The sequence below is a fragment of the Rhizobium leguminosarum genome (genome assembly GCF_004123835.1).
In the GTDB taxonomy this organism is placed as follows: Bacteria; Pseudomonadota; Alphaproteobacteria; order Rhizobiales; family Rhizobiaceae; genus Rhizobium; species Rhizobium leguminosarum_M.
In genome coordinates, this window is the sequence record NZ_MZMU01000009.1 from 141,837 (window position 1) to 157,854 (window position 16,018).

At 61.4% G+C, this 16,018-nt stretch carries 14 protein-coding genes; 4 read left to right on the forward strand and 10 right to left on the reverse strand.

Features of this window, described 5'->3' with window-relative positions; genetic code table 11:
* Nucleotides 1-72: 72 nt before the first annotated feature.
* The 9 genes from B5P46_RS13285 to B5P46_RS13325 all read right to left on the reverse strand — a co-directional run bounded on the left by B5P46_RS13285 (nucleotide 73) and on the right by B5P46_RS13325 (nucleotide 11,185).
* Complete coding sequence (locus tag B5P46_RS13285; RefSeq protein WP_129419051.1) at nucleotides 73-3,216, reverse strand: efflux RND transporter permease subunit; 3,144 nt, start codon at nucleotides 3,214-3,216, stop codon at nucleotides 73-75.
* Between the two features lie 29 nt (nucleotides 3,217-3,245).
* Nucleotides 3,246-4,385 carry an efflux RND transporter periplasmic adaptor subunit gene (locus tag B5P46_RS13290; RefSeq protein ID WP_129419052.1) on the reverse strand — a complete coding sequence of 380 codons (1,140 nt, stop codon included), beginning with the start codon at nucleotides 4,383-4,385 and terminating at the stop codon, nucleotides 3,246-3,248.
* A gap of 50 nt (nucleotides 4,386-4,435) precedes the next feature.
* Entirely contained in the window at nucleotides 4,436-5,044 is a 609-nt protein-coding gene (locus tag B5P46_RS13295; RefSeq protein WP_129419053.1) for a TetR family transcriptional regulator, read from the reverse strand.
* Between the two features lie 260 nt (nucleotides 5,045-5,304).
* On the reverse strand, nucleotides 5,305-5,736 hold the full coding sequence (locus B5P46_RS13300) for an OsmC family protein (RefSeq protein WP_027668652.1): 432 nt from the start codon (nucleotides 5,734-5,736) through the stop codon (nucleotides 5,305-5,307).
* 150 nt (nucleotides 5,737-5,886) lie between these two features.
* Nucleotides 5,887-6,666 carry an SDR family oxidoreductase gene (locus B5P46_RS13305; protein WP_129419054.1) on the reverse strand — a complete coding sequence of 260 codons (780 nt, stop codon included), beginning with the start codon at nucleotides 6,664-6,666 and terminating at the stop codon, nucleotides 5,887-5,889.
* A complete protein-coding gene (locus B5P46_RS13310) occupies nucleotides 6,667-7,557 on the reverse strand; it encodes an aldose 1-epimerase (RefSeq protein ID WP_129419055.1) in 891 nt (296 codons plus the stop codon).
* Nucleotides 7,554-8,504 carry an L-arabinose ABC transporter permease AraH gene (araH, locus tag B5P46_RS13315; protein ID WP_077979412.1) on the reverse strand — a complete coding sequence of 317 codons (951 nt, stop codon included), beginning with the start codon at nucleotides 8,502-8,504 and terminating at the stop codon, nucleotides 7,554-7,556. Before araH ends, B5P46_RS13310 begins: the two co-directional genes overlap by 4 nt.
* 121 nt (nucleotides 8,505-8,625) lie before the next feature.
* Entirely contained in the window at nucleotides 8,626-10,131 is a 1,506-nt protein-coding gene (araG, locus tag B5P46_RS13320; protein ID WP_129419077.1) for an L-arabinose ABC transporter ATP-binding protein AraG, read from the reverse strand.
* Between the two features lie 70 nt (nucleotides 10,132-10,201).
* A complete protein-coding gene (locus tag B5P46_RS13325; RefSeq protein ID WP_129419056.1) occupies nucleotides 10,202-11,185 on the reverse strand; it encodes an arabinose ABC transporter substrate-binding protein in 984 nt (327 codons plus the stop codon).
* A 211-nt stretch (nucleotides 11,186-11,396) separates the two neighbouring features.
* Here B5P46_RS13325 and B5P46_RS13330 point away from each other — a divergent pair, with 211 nt between their 5' ends.
* The 4 genes from B5P46_RS13330 (at nucleotide 11,397) to B5P46_RS13345 (ending at nucleotide 14,721) form a co-directional block, all read left to right on the forward strand.
* Nucleotides 11,397-12,152, forward strand: coding sequence for a FadR/GntR family transcriptional regulator (locus B5P46_RS13330; protein ID WP_129419057.1), 756 nt, complete (start codon nucleotides 11,397-11,399; stop codon nucleotides 12,150-12,152).
* A gap of 66 nt (nucleotides 12,153-12,218) precedes the next feature.
* Nucleotides 12,219-13,367 carry a galactonate dehydratase gene (dgoD, locus tag B5P46_RS13335; RefSeq protein ID WP_129419058.1) on the forward strand — a complete coding sequence of 383 codons (1,149 nt, stop codon included), beginning with the start codon at nucleotides 12,219-12,221 and terminating at the stop codon, nucleotides 13,365-13,367.
* A 95-nt stretch (nucleotides 13,368-13,462) separates the two neighbouring features.
* Nucleotides 13,463-13,864: a DoxX family protein gene (locus B5P46_RS13340; protein ID WP_129419059.1), complete on the forward strand. Its 402-nt coding sequence runs from the start codon at nucleotides 13,463-13,465 to the stop codon at nucleotides 13,862-13,864.
* A 77-nt stretch (nucleotides 13,865-13,941) separates the two neighbouring features.
* Nucleotides 13,942-14,721, forward strand: a complete 780-nt coding sequence (locus B5P46_RS13345; protein ID WP_129419060.1) for an SDR family oxidoreductase — start codon at nucleotides 13,942-13,944, stop codon at nucleotides 14,719-14,721.
* Between the two features lie 16 nt (nucleotides 14,722-14,737).
* Here the strand turns inward: B5P46_RS13345 and B5P46_RS13350 are convergent, their stop codons facing one another.
* Nucleotides 14,738-15,955, reverse strand: coding sequence for an adenylate/guanylate cyclase domain-containing protein (locus tag B5P46_RS13350; protein ID WP_129419061.1), 1,218 nt, complete (start codon nucleotides 15,953-15,955; stop codon nucleotides 14,738-14,740).
* Between the last annotated feature and the right edge of the window lie 63 nt (nucleotides 15,956-16,018).

Here is a 16,018-nt window from a genome sequence, read left to right on the forward strand (position 1 = left end):
GGCTAAGCAGCGGCGTTTTGACGAGAACCTGTGACCTGCAAGGAAAACGGCGCGGCTTTTGCCGCGCCGTCCTCACTCTGCTGCCAACGCCGGCGGATGTCTGTCATCCGCCTCTTCCTGGATGGCGTCGGCATGCTGGCCTGGCTCGTCCTTTGTCTTCGGCTCCCGGCCGAAGAAAAGGGCGTAACCGGCGGGCAGAACCAGAATGGTGAGCACGGTCGCAACCAGGATGCCGCCCATCATCGCGTAGGCGAGCGGACCCCAGAAGACACCGCGCGAGATCGGGATCAGCGCCAGCACGGCGGTCAGCGCCGTCAGCATAATCGGCCGGAAACGCCGTACGGCCGCGCCGACGATCGCCTCCTGCCGGTGCATGCCGGCCTTGATATCCTGGTCGATCTGATCGACCAGGATGATCGAGTTGCGCATGATGATGCCGAGCAGCGCGATGACGCCGAGGATCGCCACGAAGCCGAAGGGCGCGCCGCTGATCAGCAATGCGGCAGCAGCACCGATGATCCCGAGCGGACCGGTTGCGAGCACCAGCATCGCCTTGCCGAAATGCTGCAGCTGTATCATCAACAGCACGATGATGACGGCGAGCATGATCGGCGCCTTGGCGGCGATCGACATCTGGCTTTCCGCCGCATCTTCGGCGCCGCCCTGAATCTCCACATTGTAGCCGGCAGGCAGGCTATCGCGCAGGTCCTTCATGTCGGCATACATCTTCATCACCACGTCGTTCGCCTGCACATCGTCAGGCAGCGTGGCGCGCACGGTGATCGTCGGCAGGCGGTTGCGCCGCCATTCGATGCCCTGCTCCATGACGGGCACGACCTTGGCGACCTGCGAGACAGGCACGAAGCCGCCGAAATCCGTCGGCACATAGACCGAGTTGACCGCCGACAGCAGCGAGCGGCTGGCATCCGGCTCGCGGGCGACGATCGAGACCGTCTCCTCACCATCGCGGAAATCGTCGAGCGCAGCCCCCGACATGGCGGTCTGCAGCATCTGGCGCACGCGCTGCGACGTGACGCCGAGTGCTCGGGCGCGGTCCTGGTCGATCACCAGCTTCATTCCCGGCACCTCTTCCAGCCAGTCGTCATGGATGGCGCCGAGCATGGGATTGGCCTGGAAGCGTGCCTTTACCTGATCGGCGATCTCCCTGACTTCCTGGCGGTCGGGGCCCATGACGCGCATCTGCACTGGCCAGCCGGTCGGCGGACCGAGGAAGAGGCGGTCGACCTTGCCGCGAATATCGGGGAAGTCTTCCGCAAGGATCGTCCGCAGCTTGACGATGAGCCGCTCGCGTGCCGGTTCGTCATTGGCCATGACGAGCAGTTGGGCGAAGTTCGGATTACGCAACTGCTGGTCGAGCGGCAGGAAGAAGCGTGGCGCGCCTTCGCCGATATAGGTGGCGATGAACCGCTTGTCGGGATCATCCATCATCTTGGCTTCGAGCGCCTTTGCCTGCACCTCGACTTCCTTGATGCTGGTGCCCTCGGGCAGCCAGAGATCAACGAGAATTTCCGGCCGCGAAGATTGCGGGAAGAAATTCTGCGGAATGAACTGGAAGGCCCAGAGGCTGGTGACGAAGGTGCCGAGCGTCAGCAGCAGCACAATGACGCGGTGGCGCACCGCCCAGCCGATCGTGCCGCGCAGTCGACGGTAGAAGCCGGTATCGAAGGCGTCGTGATGCTTGCCGGCGTGATGGCGCTGCTTGAGGATCATATAGCCAAGCCACGGCGTGAAGTAGACCGCAACGAACCACGAGGTGACAAGCGCGATGCCGACGACGTAGAACAGCGACCGCACATATTCGCCGGCCGTCGAGGCGGCGAAGCCGACGGGAATGAAGCCGGCCGTGGTGATCAGCGTACCCGTCAGCATCGGGAAGGCGGTCGAGGAATAAGCAAAGCTTGCCGCCTCGATCTTGACGAGCCCTTCCTCCAGCTTTCGCTCCATCATCTCGACGACGATCATCGCATCGTCGACGAGCAGGCCGAGCGCGATGATCAGCGCGCCGAGCGAGATGCGCTGCAGGTCGATGCCGAGTTCGTACATCAGCGCAAAGGTGGCGGCGAGCACCAGCGGAATGGCGATGGCGATGACGAGCCCCGATCGCCAGCCGATCGATACGAACGAGACGACGAGCACGATGATGAGAGCTTCGCCGAGCGCATGCATGAATTCGCTGACCGCATCCGTCACCACGTCGGGCTGGTTGGCGATCTGATCGACGGCGACGCCGTAGGGCAGCGCCTCTTCGAAATGTTGATAGGTCGCCTCCACGCCCTTGCCGACATCGGTCACATTGAAGCCCTTGGCCATCACGACGCCGACCTGAACGCTGTCGTGGCCGTTGAAACGGTACTTGCGCTGGTAGGGATCTTCGAGCCCGGAACTGACGGTGGCGATATCGCCGAGGCGCGTTACCTGGCCGCCGGCGCGAAGGCGTAGCTCGCGGATATCGGCCGCCTTCTTCACGTCGCCTTCGACCGATATGCGCACCGAGCGCAGGCCGGTATCGACCGAGCCTGCCGGATCGACATTGTTTTGGCCCTTGATGGCGTTCTGCAGATCGAGGATCGTCAGGCCGCGCTCGGAGAGCGCCTTGGATGAGACGTCGATATAGATCTTCTCAGGCTGGTCGCCGATGATGACGGCCTTTTCGACGCCCGGCGTCGTCAACAGCATGTCACGCGCCTGGATCGCGAATTTCTTCAGTTCCGGATAGGAATAGCCGTCGCCGCTGATCGAATGCAGCGTGATGAAAGTATCGCCGAACTCGTCGTTGAAATAGGGGCCGAGCAGGCCCTGCGGCAGCTCGTTGGAGATGTCGCCGACCTTCTTGCGCACCTGGTAGAAGGCATCCGCCACCTCTTGCGAATTCGTGTCGCCCTTGACCTGCAGGGTGATGATCGCACTGCCCGCCCGCGTATAGGACTTGACCCAGTCGATATGCGGCGTTTCCTGCAGCTTGCGCTCGATCTTGTTGACGACCTGGTCTTCCATTTCCTGGATGGAAGCACCTGGCCAGAGCGCCTGAACGACCATGACGCGGAAGGTGAATTCAGGATCCTCGCGCTGACCCATGCGCATCAGGCCGAGCACGCCGGTGATGATGATCAGCCCGAAAAGGAAGCGGGCGATGCTTGGATGTCCGATCGCCCAGCGCGATAGATTGAAGGGCCGCTTCTCGGTGGTGGCGTCCATGGTCTTGTTCCCTATATCCTATGGCGCGATCAGCGGACGGTCTGGTCCGTGGCGGCCAGGGCCGACTGCTGGTCCGGCACCTTCACCTTCAGGTTCTCGCTCATGAACTGCGTGCCGGCCGAAACGACGAGGTCACCGGTATCGAGGCCCTCGGTCACATGCACGCCGTCGCCGGTGAAGTCGGCGACCTTGATGTCGCGGCCATGCACGGTCGCCGTGTCGCGGTCGACGGTCCAGACCATCTGCTTGCCGTCCTTTTCAGCCAGTGCGCTGAGTGGGATCGAGACATAGCTGTTGCCGTTGCTGACATCGGCCTCGATCGTTGCCGTCATGCCGAGCAACACCTGCGGATCGTTCGGCAGGCTCACCCGGACCGCAAAGGTGCGCGACTGCTGGTCGGCGCTTCCGGAAACCTCCCGCACCTTGCCGTCGAGCACCAGTCTGTCGTCAGCCCAGAAGCTGGCCTTGACTGTTTTGCCCGGCTTGAATTCGGCAATGTCATTTTCCGGAACGGCGATCTGCACTTCCTTTTCGCCGTCGACGGCAACGGCGACGACGGGAGTGCCCGACGCAACGACCTGGCCGACATCGGCATTGATCGTCGTGACAATCCCGTTGTGGTCGGCCTTCAGCTCCGCATAACTCACCTGGTTCTTCGCCTGATCGAGCGCCGAGACGGCGGCATCGCGGCTTGAAACGGCCTGATCGTAACTGAGCGACGCTTGCTCGAGTTGGGATTTCGGCGAAACATTCTTGTCGAAGAGCTGCTGATTGCGCTTGTTCACGAGATCGGCGGTTTCGACGCCTTTTTCAGCGGCTGCGAGATTGGCTTCCGCCGTCTTGACCGCCAGCTGGTAATCGGTGGAGTCCATCCGAGCGAGCACGTCGCCCGGCTTCACCTTGTCGCCGATATCGACGAGGCGTTCGGTGATCTTGCCGGCGACGCGGAAGCCAAGGTTCATCTCCGTGCGCGCCTTGACCGAGCCGGAATAGTCGAGCTTGCGCGTGTCGCCGGCCTTGGCGATCTCGACGACCTTCACCGGCCGGATGACTTCCTTGACCTCAGCCTTCTCTTCCGAGCAGGCGGAAACGCCGATGCCGATGGCGCCGAAGAGCACGAGACTGGCGACGGACGGCATGCGATGGCTGAGGGTCTTGAGCGAAAACATCTTCCGCACTCCTGGATCGTTTCGGGGTTTCGGCGGCGGGCTGCCGTCCATTATTTCTTCAGCGCCCTGATCACGTAGTCGATCAGTTCGTCGACGCTCGCGCGGTTCGTTTTCGCAAGACATTGCGCCACCATTTGCGGATGGCAGAGCGTGTTCGTCGCAGCGCCGAAGCAGCGCGAGGCAACGACCGGGTCCTGCTCGGCGAATTCTCCGGCTGCAATGCCTTCGGCGATGATTTCGGCAATGAGATCATGGACTCGGTCGATATGTTTTTCGATGACGTGCCAGTCGCGCTCGATCGCGACGATGATCATCTCATGCACCTTCATCTCGTCGAGCATCAGATCCAGCGTCAACTGATGCTGGGTCTCGACATAGCGGCGCAGCCGCTCGCTGGCGCTGATCGGCTGATGGCGGACGTCGTAGGCGATTTGATAGGCAGTCGCGAGCATGCGCCCGCAGAGCGCCTGGTGGATTTCCACCTTGGAGGCGAAGAAACGATAAATATTGGCGGGCGACATGCCGAGATCGCGGGCGATGTCGGCCACCGTCGTCTTGCTGTAGCCATAATGCCGAAACAGCCGCTCGGCCGCATCGAGAATGCGCGTGACATTCTCCTGCCGCGCGATGTCCAGCGTATTTTCCGCGATGTCGTTCATAAGTTTCGGGACCTGAATTACGACTGACGATTTTCGAATTTCGTCAGTCGTAAAATATCAGGCGTTACTTGTCAATATGCTGTGGGACGAGCGTGATCCGGCGGAAGCGATAACTCAAGACGATCGATGACCGGTGAAAAGGCCTGGCCTGCACGCGTGATGCCGGCAGCCGATGAATAGGCTGACCCCGACAAATGGGCACAGCAAATAGAAAGTGCCGCGGCAAGAAGCGCGCGGCACGTCGTCAATGGGGTGACGGGTCAGACGATCTGGACGTCGAGTGTGATCGGAACGGAGGCGAGAGCCTTGGAAACCGGGCAGCCGGCTTTCGCCTTGTTGGCGAGTTCGGTGAAGGTCGCCTCATCGGCACCGGGAATACGGCCGGAGAGCGAGAGATGGATGGCAGTGATGGCAAAGCCGCCCTCGACGCTTTCGAGCGTCACCTTGGCGGAGGTTTCCATATGCTCGGCGGTAAAGCCGGCTTCACCGAGGATCAACGACAGCGCCATCGTGAAGCAGCCGGCATGGGCGGCACCGATCAGTTCTTCCGGGTTGGTGCCGGGGATGCCTTCGAAGCGGCTTGCAAAGCCGTAGGGATAGTCCTTCAGGGCGCCGCTCTGCGTCGAGATCAGGCCTTTGCCGTCCTTGAGGCCACCGGTCCAATGGGCCGAAGCCGTGCGATTGATCTGCATGCCGTCCTCCTGTTTTCGATTGTGCTTTCAGAAAGCGGCAGGGCGCCGCTCTGTGCCTGCGGGAGATCAGATAGCCTTCCCGATGGGCAATATAATGCTCTATGCCGAGAAGACGACAGGCATGTAAAAATTGCGGGCGTCGAAGCCCGTTCAAACGGGATGCTGCAGGACGCTGAGGCCGCCGTCGATTGTCAGGCAGGTGGCATTGATGAACGGGCACTCGTCGGAAATCATGAAAACGGCCGCCATGGCGATCTCCTCCGGTGTCGCGATGCGCCCGCCGGGATGCAGTTTCATCGTCTCGGCCTTTGCCACCTTCGGATCAGGGAAGCCGTTCCAGTAATCGATCACCTTCTGCGTCGAGACGTAGCCCGGCGCCAACGCGTTCACGCGGACATTGCGGGCGGCATATTCCAGCCCTAAGGATTTCGTCATTCCGAGCAGGGCGTGTTTGGCCAACGGATAGGGAAATGTGTGCGGGATGATAGTGAAAGCGTGCGTCGAGGCGATGTTGAGGATGACACCACCGCCCTGCTCGATGAGGCCCGGCAATACCGCCTTGCAGCAGTTCCATGCGCCCTTCAGATTGATGTCGAAGCAGCGGTTCCATTCCTCGTCCGTCGTGTCGAGCGGTTCGGCGAAGACATTGACCCCGGCATTGTTGACGAGCGCGTTCAGCTGTCCGATTTCTTCATTCGCCTGAGCGACCAATGTCGTGATCGTCCCGGTATCGGTAATATCGGCCGGCAGATAACCAAGACGGCCGCCGCTGCGCTGGAGCTCTTTCGCCGCCCGCGCCAGCAGCGCCGCATCGCGATCGACGAGAAAGACCGCGGCATCCTCCCGCATGAAAGCCTTTGCGATCGCAAGGCCGATACCCTGCGCAGCACCTGTTATCAGGATGTTCTTGCCTTGCAGGCGGCCGCTCATCTATCCCTCCTCCGACCGAACCGGCAGCGCCGAAATCAGGATCGTCACTGTGCCGGCAAGAGCCTCCCCCGGCGCAAGTGGCGCGAGCCCACCGAAATCAGGAAGGTGATGGCCGTTCGGCAGGTGGCTCATCGGCTCGAGGCAGAAGAAGTCGCTCCGGTTGACAGGCATATACAGCATGAAGCGATCGAGCGCACCATCGGCTTCCAGCGCCGCCTGAATTCCGAGTTCCGGCCAGACGATCGCAGCTCGCCCATTCCAACCCTCGAAGGCATTGTTCATCCATCTCTGCGGCAAAAGCTTTTCGGATCTGAAATCGAAATAGTCCGGCACAGGGCCAGGCATCTCCGGAAGATGGTCCGCCCGCTCGCTCCAATAGCGATCGGCCGCAACCGTCAGTCGCGTCTTTGGCGTGCGCGCGAAGAAGGGATGCTGACCGAGCCCGAAGGGAAGAGCCGCTTCGCCGCGGTTTTCCACGGAAAGCCTCAGCACCAGAGCATCGGGGGTGAGACGGATCTCCTGCCGGGTGAAATAGGCATAGGGTGAAACGCTGTCGGCACTGCGGGAAAAGGAGAAGCACGCATGCTCCGCACTGGCGTCTTCAAGCTGCCAGAGGCTGAGCCAGCCGTCGCCATGGAGATAGAGCGGATCGGAAGCATTCGCTTGGAAGGCATGGACTTGTCCGGCAAAAGACATGATATTGCCTTCCACGCGGTTGCCGAACGGCACCATCGCGAAATTCGCCATCGCGCCATCCGGCCCGCCGGCGGCCACGAGAAAGGAAATGCCTCGATAGGTCGCGGCGGTGACGGCAGCACCCCGACGGCTGACCCGGACGGCGAGATCGCCGTGCCTCAGTTCGATGTCATCGCCGGCTTGTCTCTGGTTCATCCGCGCCGTCCCGCAGCCGAAGACCTCAAATTGTCGAGCAACACTGCGATCAGCAGGATCAGCCCGCGGACCACATACTGATAGAACGCCTGGATATTCAGGAGGTTCATGACGTTTTCGGCGATGCCCATGATCAGCACGCCGACAATGACGCCGCTCATCGCCGCCCGGCCGCCGGCCAGCGAAACGCCACCGAGAACGCAGGCCGAAATCACCGAAAGCTCAAGCCCTGTCGCCGCATTCGGCTGGCCGGAGGTGATGCGTGAGGCAAGCAGAATGCCGGCAATGCCGCAGACAAGCCCCTGCAGCGCAAAGATCCAGACCCGCATGTTGACGACATTGACGCCGGCAAGCCGCGAGGCCTCGGGGTTGCCGCCGATTGCCAGGGTGTTCTTGCCGAAGACGGTGCGGTTGAGCACGAAACCGAAGAGGATGAAAAGGATCAGCATGATCCAGATCGGTGTCGGCACGGTGAGAAATCGCGACAGGGCAAGCTGGTAGAAATCGGGATCATTGATGCCGACGGCGCGGCCATCGGACGCGATCAGCGCCAGCCCGCGCACGATCTGCATGGTCGCAAGCGTTGTGATCAGCGCATTGATGCGAAACCGCGCAATGACGATACCATTGACGAAACCAACGACCGCGCCGCACAGCAGGGCGGCGAGCAGCCCGACGGGAATGGAGCCCGTCGCATTCGAGACCATCACCGCGATCATGCCGGAGAAGGCGACGATCGATCCAACCGAAAGATCGAAATCGCGCGATGCCAGGCAGAACATCATCGTGCAGGCGACGATTCCGATCGTGACGACCGACTGCAGCAGCCCCAGCATGTTTCGCTCGGTCAGGAAGTTCGGAACAAAGAGCGAGACGATCACGAAGGCGGCAGCGAAGATCACCACCAGTCCCTGCTCGCCAAGAAGAATTTTTTTCAACGAATTCATCGTCCGTATATTCCTGGTCCTAGAGCAATTCCAGGAAAAGTGCGAAGCGGTTTTCCGTCCGGAATTGCGTAAAAACAAAAAGTTAGAGCGGTTCTGCATTTCCATGAAAAGCTGAACCGCTCTAAATGGTGCCTGCGGCGTTCTTGTCAGGAAGTGCTGCCGTCAGGATGTTGCGCTCGTCGAAATCCTGGCGAGCGACATTGGCCGCCACCTTGCCCTGGCACATCACCATGATGCGATCGGAAATGCCCATGACTTCAGGCAGCTCGCTGGAGATCACCACGATCGCCATGCCACCGGCCGCAAGCTCGTAGAGGATTTCGTAGATTTCCGATTTCGCCCCCACATCGATGCCGCGCGTCGGCTCGTCGATGACGAGGACCTTTATACCCTGCTCGGACAGCCAGCGGCCGAGAATGACCTTCTGCTGGTTGCCGCCCGAGAGATTGATGATGTCTTGTTTGCGCGACGGCGTCCGCACCCGAAGCTTGGCGATGAACCGGTCCGCCAGCGCCGCCTCTCGTCTCGGGCTCAGAATGCCGAAAGGCGAAAAATGCCGGCGCGACGAGATCGCGATATTTTCTTCGATCGATCGCCCTTGGATGATGCCGTCGAACTTGCGGTCCTCGGGGCAGAGCACCATGCCGGCATTGATCGCCGCCTTCGGATTGTTCGGCGAGACGGCAACGCCGTCGATCGTCACCTGGCCCTGATGCCTGGTGTCGGCGCCGTAAAGCAGCCGCGCCATCTCGCTACGGCCGGCGCCGATCAGGCCGAAGAAACCGAGAATCTCGCCCTGGCGGACGGAAAAGCTGATCGGATGGCGTAGCCTCGGTCCCGACAGGCCCTTGACCTCCAGACGTATGCCGCCGAGCGGACGTTCGCGCCAGCCCCAGACATTGCTGATCTCGCGCCCGACCATTTCCGAGATGATCTGCTCTCGCGTGGTTTCAGCGATGTCAGGATGGTGGGCGGCAAGTTTGCCGTCGCGCAGCACCGTCAGGCTGTCGCAAAGACGGAAGATCTCGTCGAGACGATGCGAGACGTAGAGGATGACCGTTCCTTTCGCCTTCAGCCTGTCGATGAGTGAAAACAGGATTTCGCTTTCACGCGAGGAAAGCGAGGAGGTTGGTTCGTCCAACGCGATCACCCGCGCATCGAGCATGACTGCCTTGGCGATCTCGACCATCTGCCGCGCACCGATCGAAAGGGCGGCGACCTTGGTCTGCGGATCGACATCGATGCCGATCTCCTCGAGCTTCGAGCGCACCGTCTCGATCAGCGTCTTAGAATGGATGACGCCGCCCTTGGCCGGGAAGCGTCCGAGCCAGAGATTTTCAGCGACCGTCAACTCCGGAACGAGTTGCAGTTCCTGATGGATGACGATGACACCGGCATGGAAGGCGTCGCGGACGGACCCGTATCTCTGCTCCTCGCCGTCGATGAGGATGTTGCCGCCATCGGCGGCCTGATCGCCGGACAGCACCCGAATCAACGTCGATTTACCGGCACCGTTCTCGCCCATCAGGCCGTGGACGGCGCCCTTCTCGACAGTAAAGGAAACACTCGCCAGCGCCTGCACGCCGGGATAACCCTTGGAGATATTGTTGAATTCGAGGAAAGCCATCATCGCTCCGCCGAGAAGGAACCGGCGGCACTCTAGGCGACCGCCGGACGATATCATCTTGGAAGGACGATCACTCGATGCCAAGATCCTTGCGGACCTTTTCATAATCGTCGCGCAGCGCTAGGGAACCGGAAGTCAGCGTCAGCTTTTCCGGCTCCTTGTCGTTGGCGATCCAGTCGTACATGTTGAGCGCCGTCTCGTAGCCGTGACGCTTCGGCGAGATGATGACGGTGCCGAAGAAGCCAGTCGCCGCCGGCTTCTTGAACTCGTTGATCGCCGATTCCGCGCCGCCGATGCCGACACCGATGACGTTGGCCGCCGGAATGCCGACCGATTCGGAAGCACGGACGGCGCCGAGGACGGCTTCGTCGTTGAGGCCGAAGGCGACCCAGTATTTCACGTCGGCATGCTTGTTGAGAACGGTGGTTGCCGCGTTGAGCGCCGCTTCCGTATCCGTCTTCGCCTGTGGCGCATCATAGATGTTTTCGGCCGGGAAGCCGGCGGACTTCAGCACCGACATCGCGCCTTCGACGCGGTCGACGGCCGTCGGCAGCTGGTCATAGGAGACCCGCACGGCGCCGACATTCTTCATGTCCCAACCGCGCTCTTTGATTTCGTCGACGATCGCCTGGCCGACGGTCTCGCCGATCTTGGTGGCCGAAATGCCCATATGCGGCACGTCTTCCAGCGGCTTGCCGTCGGCGCTGACGAGGCGGTCGTCGACCGTCATCAGCTTCAGCTGGTTGGCTTCGGCCTTGGCGACGATGCCCGGGCCGAGCTTGACGTCGGGCGTGCAGATGATGAAGCCCTGCGCACCCTGGGCGCCGAGATTGTCGATCGCCGACTGGACCTTTTCCCCGTCTTCGGCGCCGATCTTGACGACGGTGAAGCCTTTTTCCTTGGCGGCCTGGTCGGCGAACTTCCATTCGTCCTGGAACCACGGTTCCTCGGGCTGCTTGACGATGAACCCTATCTTGACGTCCGCGGAAAATGCCGAGCCGGCCGCCAGAATGGCGAAAGTGCCAGCCAGAACGGCTGCTTTGAACAAGCGCATGTCTCTCTCCCTAACTTTCAAAAACCGAGCAGCTGCCTCCCAGGCAACGTCCACTGAATTATGATAAATCATCATACCAGTCAATTGCCAATGTATGATGATTGGAATACTAGGATTGTTGACGAGGTGCCGGGAGGAAGCGTCGCAAAGCGGATCGAATCGGATAATCAGGTTCGGTTGCCTAGCACGCGAGACAGAGCGGAGAGGTGAGTTGGAAACAATCGAGCGACAGAGCGGGGCCGAAAGCCGCCGCATCGAGCGCCGCCCGCGCGTACGCCGTAACGTCACGGCGGCAATCGCTCAGGATATCTGTGCGGACCGCTATCCCGCGGGCTCGCCGCTGCCGCGCGAAAACGATCTCTGCGAACTCCACGGCGTCAGCCGCACCGTCATTCGCGAATCGCTGAAAGTGCTGGAATCGAAAGGTCTCGTCCGCGGCAAGCCGCGCATCGGAACCACCGTCTGCGACAAGGACGACTGGAATATCCTGGACGCCGACGTGCTTGAATGGATGGGTCCCTATATCAAGGACTTCGACCTGCTCGGCTGCATTCTCGAGGCCCGCCGCACCATCGAGCCGGCAGCCGCCGAATATGCCGCCGAGCGCGCCAGCGCTCAGGAGATCGCCGATCTCGACAATGCCTGGCGGCAGATGCGCGACAGCGCCCGCGACCCGGAAAGCTTCACCGATGCCGACGTCATGTTCCATACGGTACTGCTCACCGCCAGCCACAACCAGGTCTTCCGCCGCCTGTCGAGCGCCATTCACGCGGCGCTGAAATATGCGCTGCATGCCTCCAATATCGGCGTCGAAAATCGCGAGGATGCGGTGCTCGTTCACGGTCAGTTGGTCGAGGCGCTGCGCATGCGCGACAAGGCTGGCGCCCGTGAATGCGCCAACCGCATGCTCGATCTTGCGGTGCGCGATCTAGCCGCCGCCGAAAAAGCGATCGGCAGAACGCGATGACCTATCACGACAAATCTACGGACGTGCCGCCGATCGCAAACCCGGGAAGAGACTGAAAGAACAGCGATGAAGATCACCAAACTCACCACCTATATCGTTCCCCCGCGCTGGCTGTTTTTGAAGGTCGAGACCGACGAGGGCATCGTCGGCTGGGGCGAGCCGGTCGTCGAAGGCCGCGCACTCACCGTTCAGGCCGCCGTCCATGAGCTGGAAGACTACCTGATCGGCAAGGATCCCTTCCTGATCGAGGACCACTGGACCGTGATGTATCGCGGCGGCTTCTATCGCGGCGGCGCCACCCACATGAGCGCGATCTCGGGCATCGACCAGGCGCTGTGGGACATCAAGGGCAAGGCGCTCGGTCAGCCGATCCATTCCCTGCTCGGCGGCCAGCTTCGTGATCGTATCAAGGTCTACTCCTGGATCGGCGGCGACCGTCCCTCGGATGTCGCCAACAATGCCAAGGAGGTGGTTGCCCGCGGCTTCAAGGCGATCAAGCTCAATGGCTGCGAGGAAATGCAGATCGTCGACACCAATGAGAAGGTGGAAAAGGCGGTCGAGACCATCGCCATCATCCGCGAGGCGATCGGCCCGCATATCGGCATCGGCGTCGATTTCCACGGGCGCGTCCACAAACCGATGGCGAAGGTTCTCGCCAAGGAGCTCGATCCCTACAAATTGATGTTCATCGAAGAGCCGGTGCTGTCCGAAAACAAGGAAGCCCTGCGCGATATCGTCAACCACACCTCGACGCCGATTGCGCTGGGCGAACGGCTCTTTTCGCGCTGGGATTTCAAGCAGGTTCTGTCCGACGGCTACGTCGACATCATTCAGCCGGATCTCTCCCATGCCGGCGGCATCACCGAATGCCGCAAGATCGCGGCCATGGCCGAAGCCTATGACGTGGCGCTGGCGCCGCATTGCCCGCTGGGTCCGATCGCGCTTGCCGCCTGCCTGCAGGTCGATGCCGTCAGCTACAATGCATTCATCCAGGAACAGAGCCTCGGCATCCACTACAACAAGGGCAACGACATCCTTGACTACATCTCCAACAAGGAGGTGTTCCAGTATGCCGATGGTTTCGTCTCGATCCCGCAGGGTCCAGGGCTCGGCATCGAGGTCGACGAGGCCTATGTCATCGAACGCGCCAGGGAGGGCCACCGCTGGCGCAACCCGATCTGGCGGCACGCCGACGGCAGCTTTGCCGAGTGGTGAAGGCAAGGGTCGCGCAAGCGGCCCTTTTTCATTCGCGGTGTCGGATATCAGCCATCTCCTGCGTCATAGAGGAAGCTCACGGAGGAGGAATTGACATGGCCAGAGCAATCGCAATCATCGTCGCCCGCATCATCTTCAGCTTTATTTTCTTCATGGCAGCCGGCTTCAAGTTCGCTGATATCGGCGCAACGGCGGGCTATATCACCGCTGCCGGCTTTCCGATGGCGACATTCCTTACCTGGATCGCCGCCTTCTTCGAGATCGCGCTGGCGCTCGCTTTCATATCAGGGGCTTTCTTCACCGAGGCCAGCCTGCTCGCAGCCGTCTATGTGATCTTCCTCGCTTTCGCCTTCCACGGCCCATCCCATTGGCAGCAGAACCAGGCCGAGTTCGGCTTCTTCATCGATCACTTCACGTTCCTCGCCGGCCTGCTCTTTGCCGTCGTCCACGGACCGGAGAAATGGACACTGCAACACAGCCTGCTCAGGAGGAGCTAACGATCCGCTCTCCCTTCGGAACCAACTGCCGCGCCGAACAGTTGGCATGTCGGCAAAACGGCAAGGAGAGCCCACCCATGGAGCTGAAGGAAAAGATCGCATTGGTAACAGGCGCCGGTTCAGGCATCGGCAAAGCGGCCGCGTTGCGGCTCGCTGCCGAGGGTGCAAAGGTCGCAGCATTGAGCCGCACCTCCGACGAGGTCGAAAGGACCTGCGCCGAAATCAAGGCCGCCGGCGGCGAGTCGATCGCGTTGACCGCAGATACCAGCGATGAAGCTCAAATGCGGAGCGCCGTTGCGCAGCTGACCGACACCTTCGGCGGCCTCGACATCGTTGTCGCCAATGCTGGGATCAACGGCGTCTGGGCGCCGATCGACGATCTGAAGCCGGAAGAATGGGACAAGACCATCGCCGTCAATTTGCGCGGCACCTATCTGACCCTGCATCTGACGGTTCCGCATCTGAAGCGCCATGGCGGTTCGATCGTCGTCGTCTCCTCGATCAACGGCACCCGCACCTTCACCACGCCGGGCGCCACCGCCTACACCGCAACCAAGGCCGGCCAGGTCGCAATGGTCCAGCAGCTCGCCCTCGAGCTCGGCCGACACGGCATCCGCGTCAATGCCGTCTGCCCCGGCGAGATCGAGACCAATATCGGCGCCAATACCGACAGCCGCCATCGCGAGAAGACGGAGGTTCCCGTTATCTGGCCGGAGGGCGATATCCCGATCGCCGGCGGCAAGGCAGGCAAGAGCGAGGACGTCGCCGAAACCATCCTTTTCCTCGCCTCCGACCGCGCACGGCACATCACCGGTACGCCGATCTGGATCGACGGCGGCCAGGGCCTGTTGCGATAGCCTTGCAGTCAGGAACTCATCCGTTCAGCCGGGCGCTGTCGAGGGTATACAGTTCCTGTGCGCGCTGCACGCCGCGCAACGCATAGCGTCCGACGCAGGCGAGTGGGGTACGCTGCTGCTCCGGTATCGCCGCGGCGAAATCGGAGGAGATCAACAGGTTGAGATCGACGGAACGACACATGGAGGCGATCCGGCTGACCTCGTTGACGGCAGGTCCGATGACGGTGAAGTCCAACCGGTCCTGGCTCCCGATATTGCCGTAGAAGACATCGCCGATATGCAGGCCGATATAGACGTCGGTCGTCGCCCGGCCGTCGGCCGCACGCGCGGCATTCAGCTTGGTGAGCTTTTCCCGCAGCAACGATTCGGCGCTCAGCGCCGCACGACATGTCTCCGCCGGCACCTCGCCCTTAAAGATGGCGAGCACACCGTCGCCGATCAGCTTCAGCACGTTGCCGCCGGACTCGTGGATCGCCGTGATCACCGCCTCGCTATAGTCGTTGAGCAGCGGGATGATCTCCTCCGGCGGCACGCTGTCGGAGATCTTGGTGTAGTTCAGCAGGTCGGAAAACCAGAGTGCCGCGGAAATCCGCTCCGATTTGCCGCGGCTGATCTTGCCTTCCATCACCTGGCGCGCGGCGTCCTCGCCGAGGTAGACCTCGGCGATGGTGCGGGCGATACGCCCGAGCGCGATGCATTTGATCGCCAGCCCCAATACAGGCACCAGCTTGCGCAGGATGGCGAGGTCGTGATCGGAAAAGCCCTCAGGATGTTTCGTCGCGAAATGCGAGAAGAAGCAATCCATCTCGCCGATCGTGCCGGCCTCGGAAAAACGATGCATCATCGCCACGAAATCTGTGTGGCCGGCTTCAGCGATCGTATCGAGCATGGAGAAATCGATCGGATCGCCGAAGCCGAGACGCCGGCGTATCTCCCGCTCGTTGCGAGACCAAAGATGATAGAAGGCCGAACGCTGCCAGTTCGACGCCGCCTCCCCCGAGATCGTCGGACCATATTCGAACTCGGTCTGGATTTCCTCGATGCTGTCCCAGCGGAAGGCGCGGCCCTCATGCACCGGATGCAGCGTATCCATCAGCGCCAGACCGCGGTCGAGCGGCAGGCCGGCATTACGGCAGGCCGCGCAGAAACCGGTCATGAGCTCGGCTTCGGAAACACCCTTCAGTCCCTGCTCGGTCACCCAGGCTGCAATCGTGCTGACGTCGCTGTAATCCATGTTCTCACCTTCACTCGTGCTAAAGCTGTAGCTCGAATTCGGCATGGAAGGAAAGCCAATTGG

What these genes read in the sequence shown, in the direction of transcription:
- B5P46_RS13285 (WP_129419051.1), bottom strand. Translation starts at nt 3,216, where the DNA reads ATGGACGCCACCACCGAGAAGCGGCCCTTCAATCTATCGCGCTGGGCG.
- B5P46_RS13325 (WP_129419056.1), bottom strand. Translation starts at nt 11,185, where the DNA reads ATGCGCTTGTTCAAAGCAGCCGTTCTGGCTGGCACTTTCGCCATTCTG.
- B5P46_RS13345 (WP_129419060.1), top strand. Translation starts at nt 13,942, where the DNA reads ATGGAGCTGAAGGAAAAGATCGCATTGGTAACAGGCGCCGGTTCAGGC.
- araH (WP_077979412.1), bottom strand. Translation starts at nt 8,504, where the DNA reads ATGAATTCGTTGAAAAAAATTCTTCTTGGCGAGCAGGGACTGGTGGTG.
- araG (WP_129419077.1), bottom strand. Translation starts at nt 10,131, where the DNA reads ATGGCTTTCCTCGAATTCAACAATATCTCCAAGGGTTATCCCGGCGTG.
- B5P46_RS13300 (WP_027668652.1), bottom strand. Translation starts at nt 5,736, where the DNA reads ATGCAGATCAATCGCACGGCTTCGGCCCATTGGACCGGTGGCCTCAAG.
- B5P46_RS13310 (WP_129419055.1), bottom strand. Translation starts at nt 7,557, where the DNA reads ATGAACCAGAGACAAGCCGGCGATGACATCGAACTGAGGCACGGCGAT.
- dgoD (WP_129419058.1), top strand. Translation starts at nt 12,219, where the DNA reads ATGAAGATCACCAAACTCACCACCTATATCGTTCCCCCGCGCTGGCTG.
- B5P46_RS13290 (WP_129419052.1), bottom strand. Translation starts at nt 4,385, where the DNA reads ATGTTTTCGCTCAAGACCCTCAGCCATCGCATGCCGTCCGTCGCCAGT.
- B5P46_RS13295 (WP_129419053.1), bottom strand. Translation starts at nt 5,044, where the DNA reads ATGAACGACATCGCGGAAAATACGCTGGACATCGCGCGGCAGGAGAAT.
- B5P46_RS13305 (WP_129419054.1), bottom strand. Translation starts at nt 6,666, where the DNA reads ATGAGCGGCCGCCTGCAAGGCAAGAACATCCTGATAACAGGTGCTGCG.
- B5P46_RS13340 (WP_129419059.1), top strand. Translation starts at nt 13,463, where the DNA reads ATGGCCAGAGCAATCGCAATCATCGTCGCCCGCATCATCTTCAGCTTT.
- B5P46_RS13350 (WP_129419061.1), bottom strand. Translation starts at nt 15,955, where the DNA reads ATGGATTACAGCGACGTCAGCACGATTGCAGCCTGGGTGACCGAGCAG.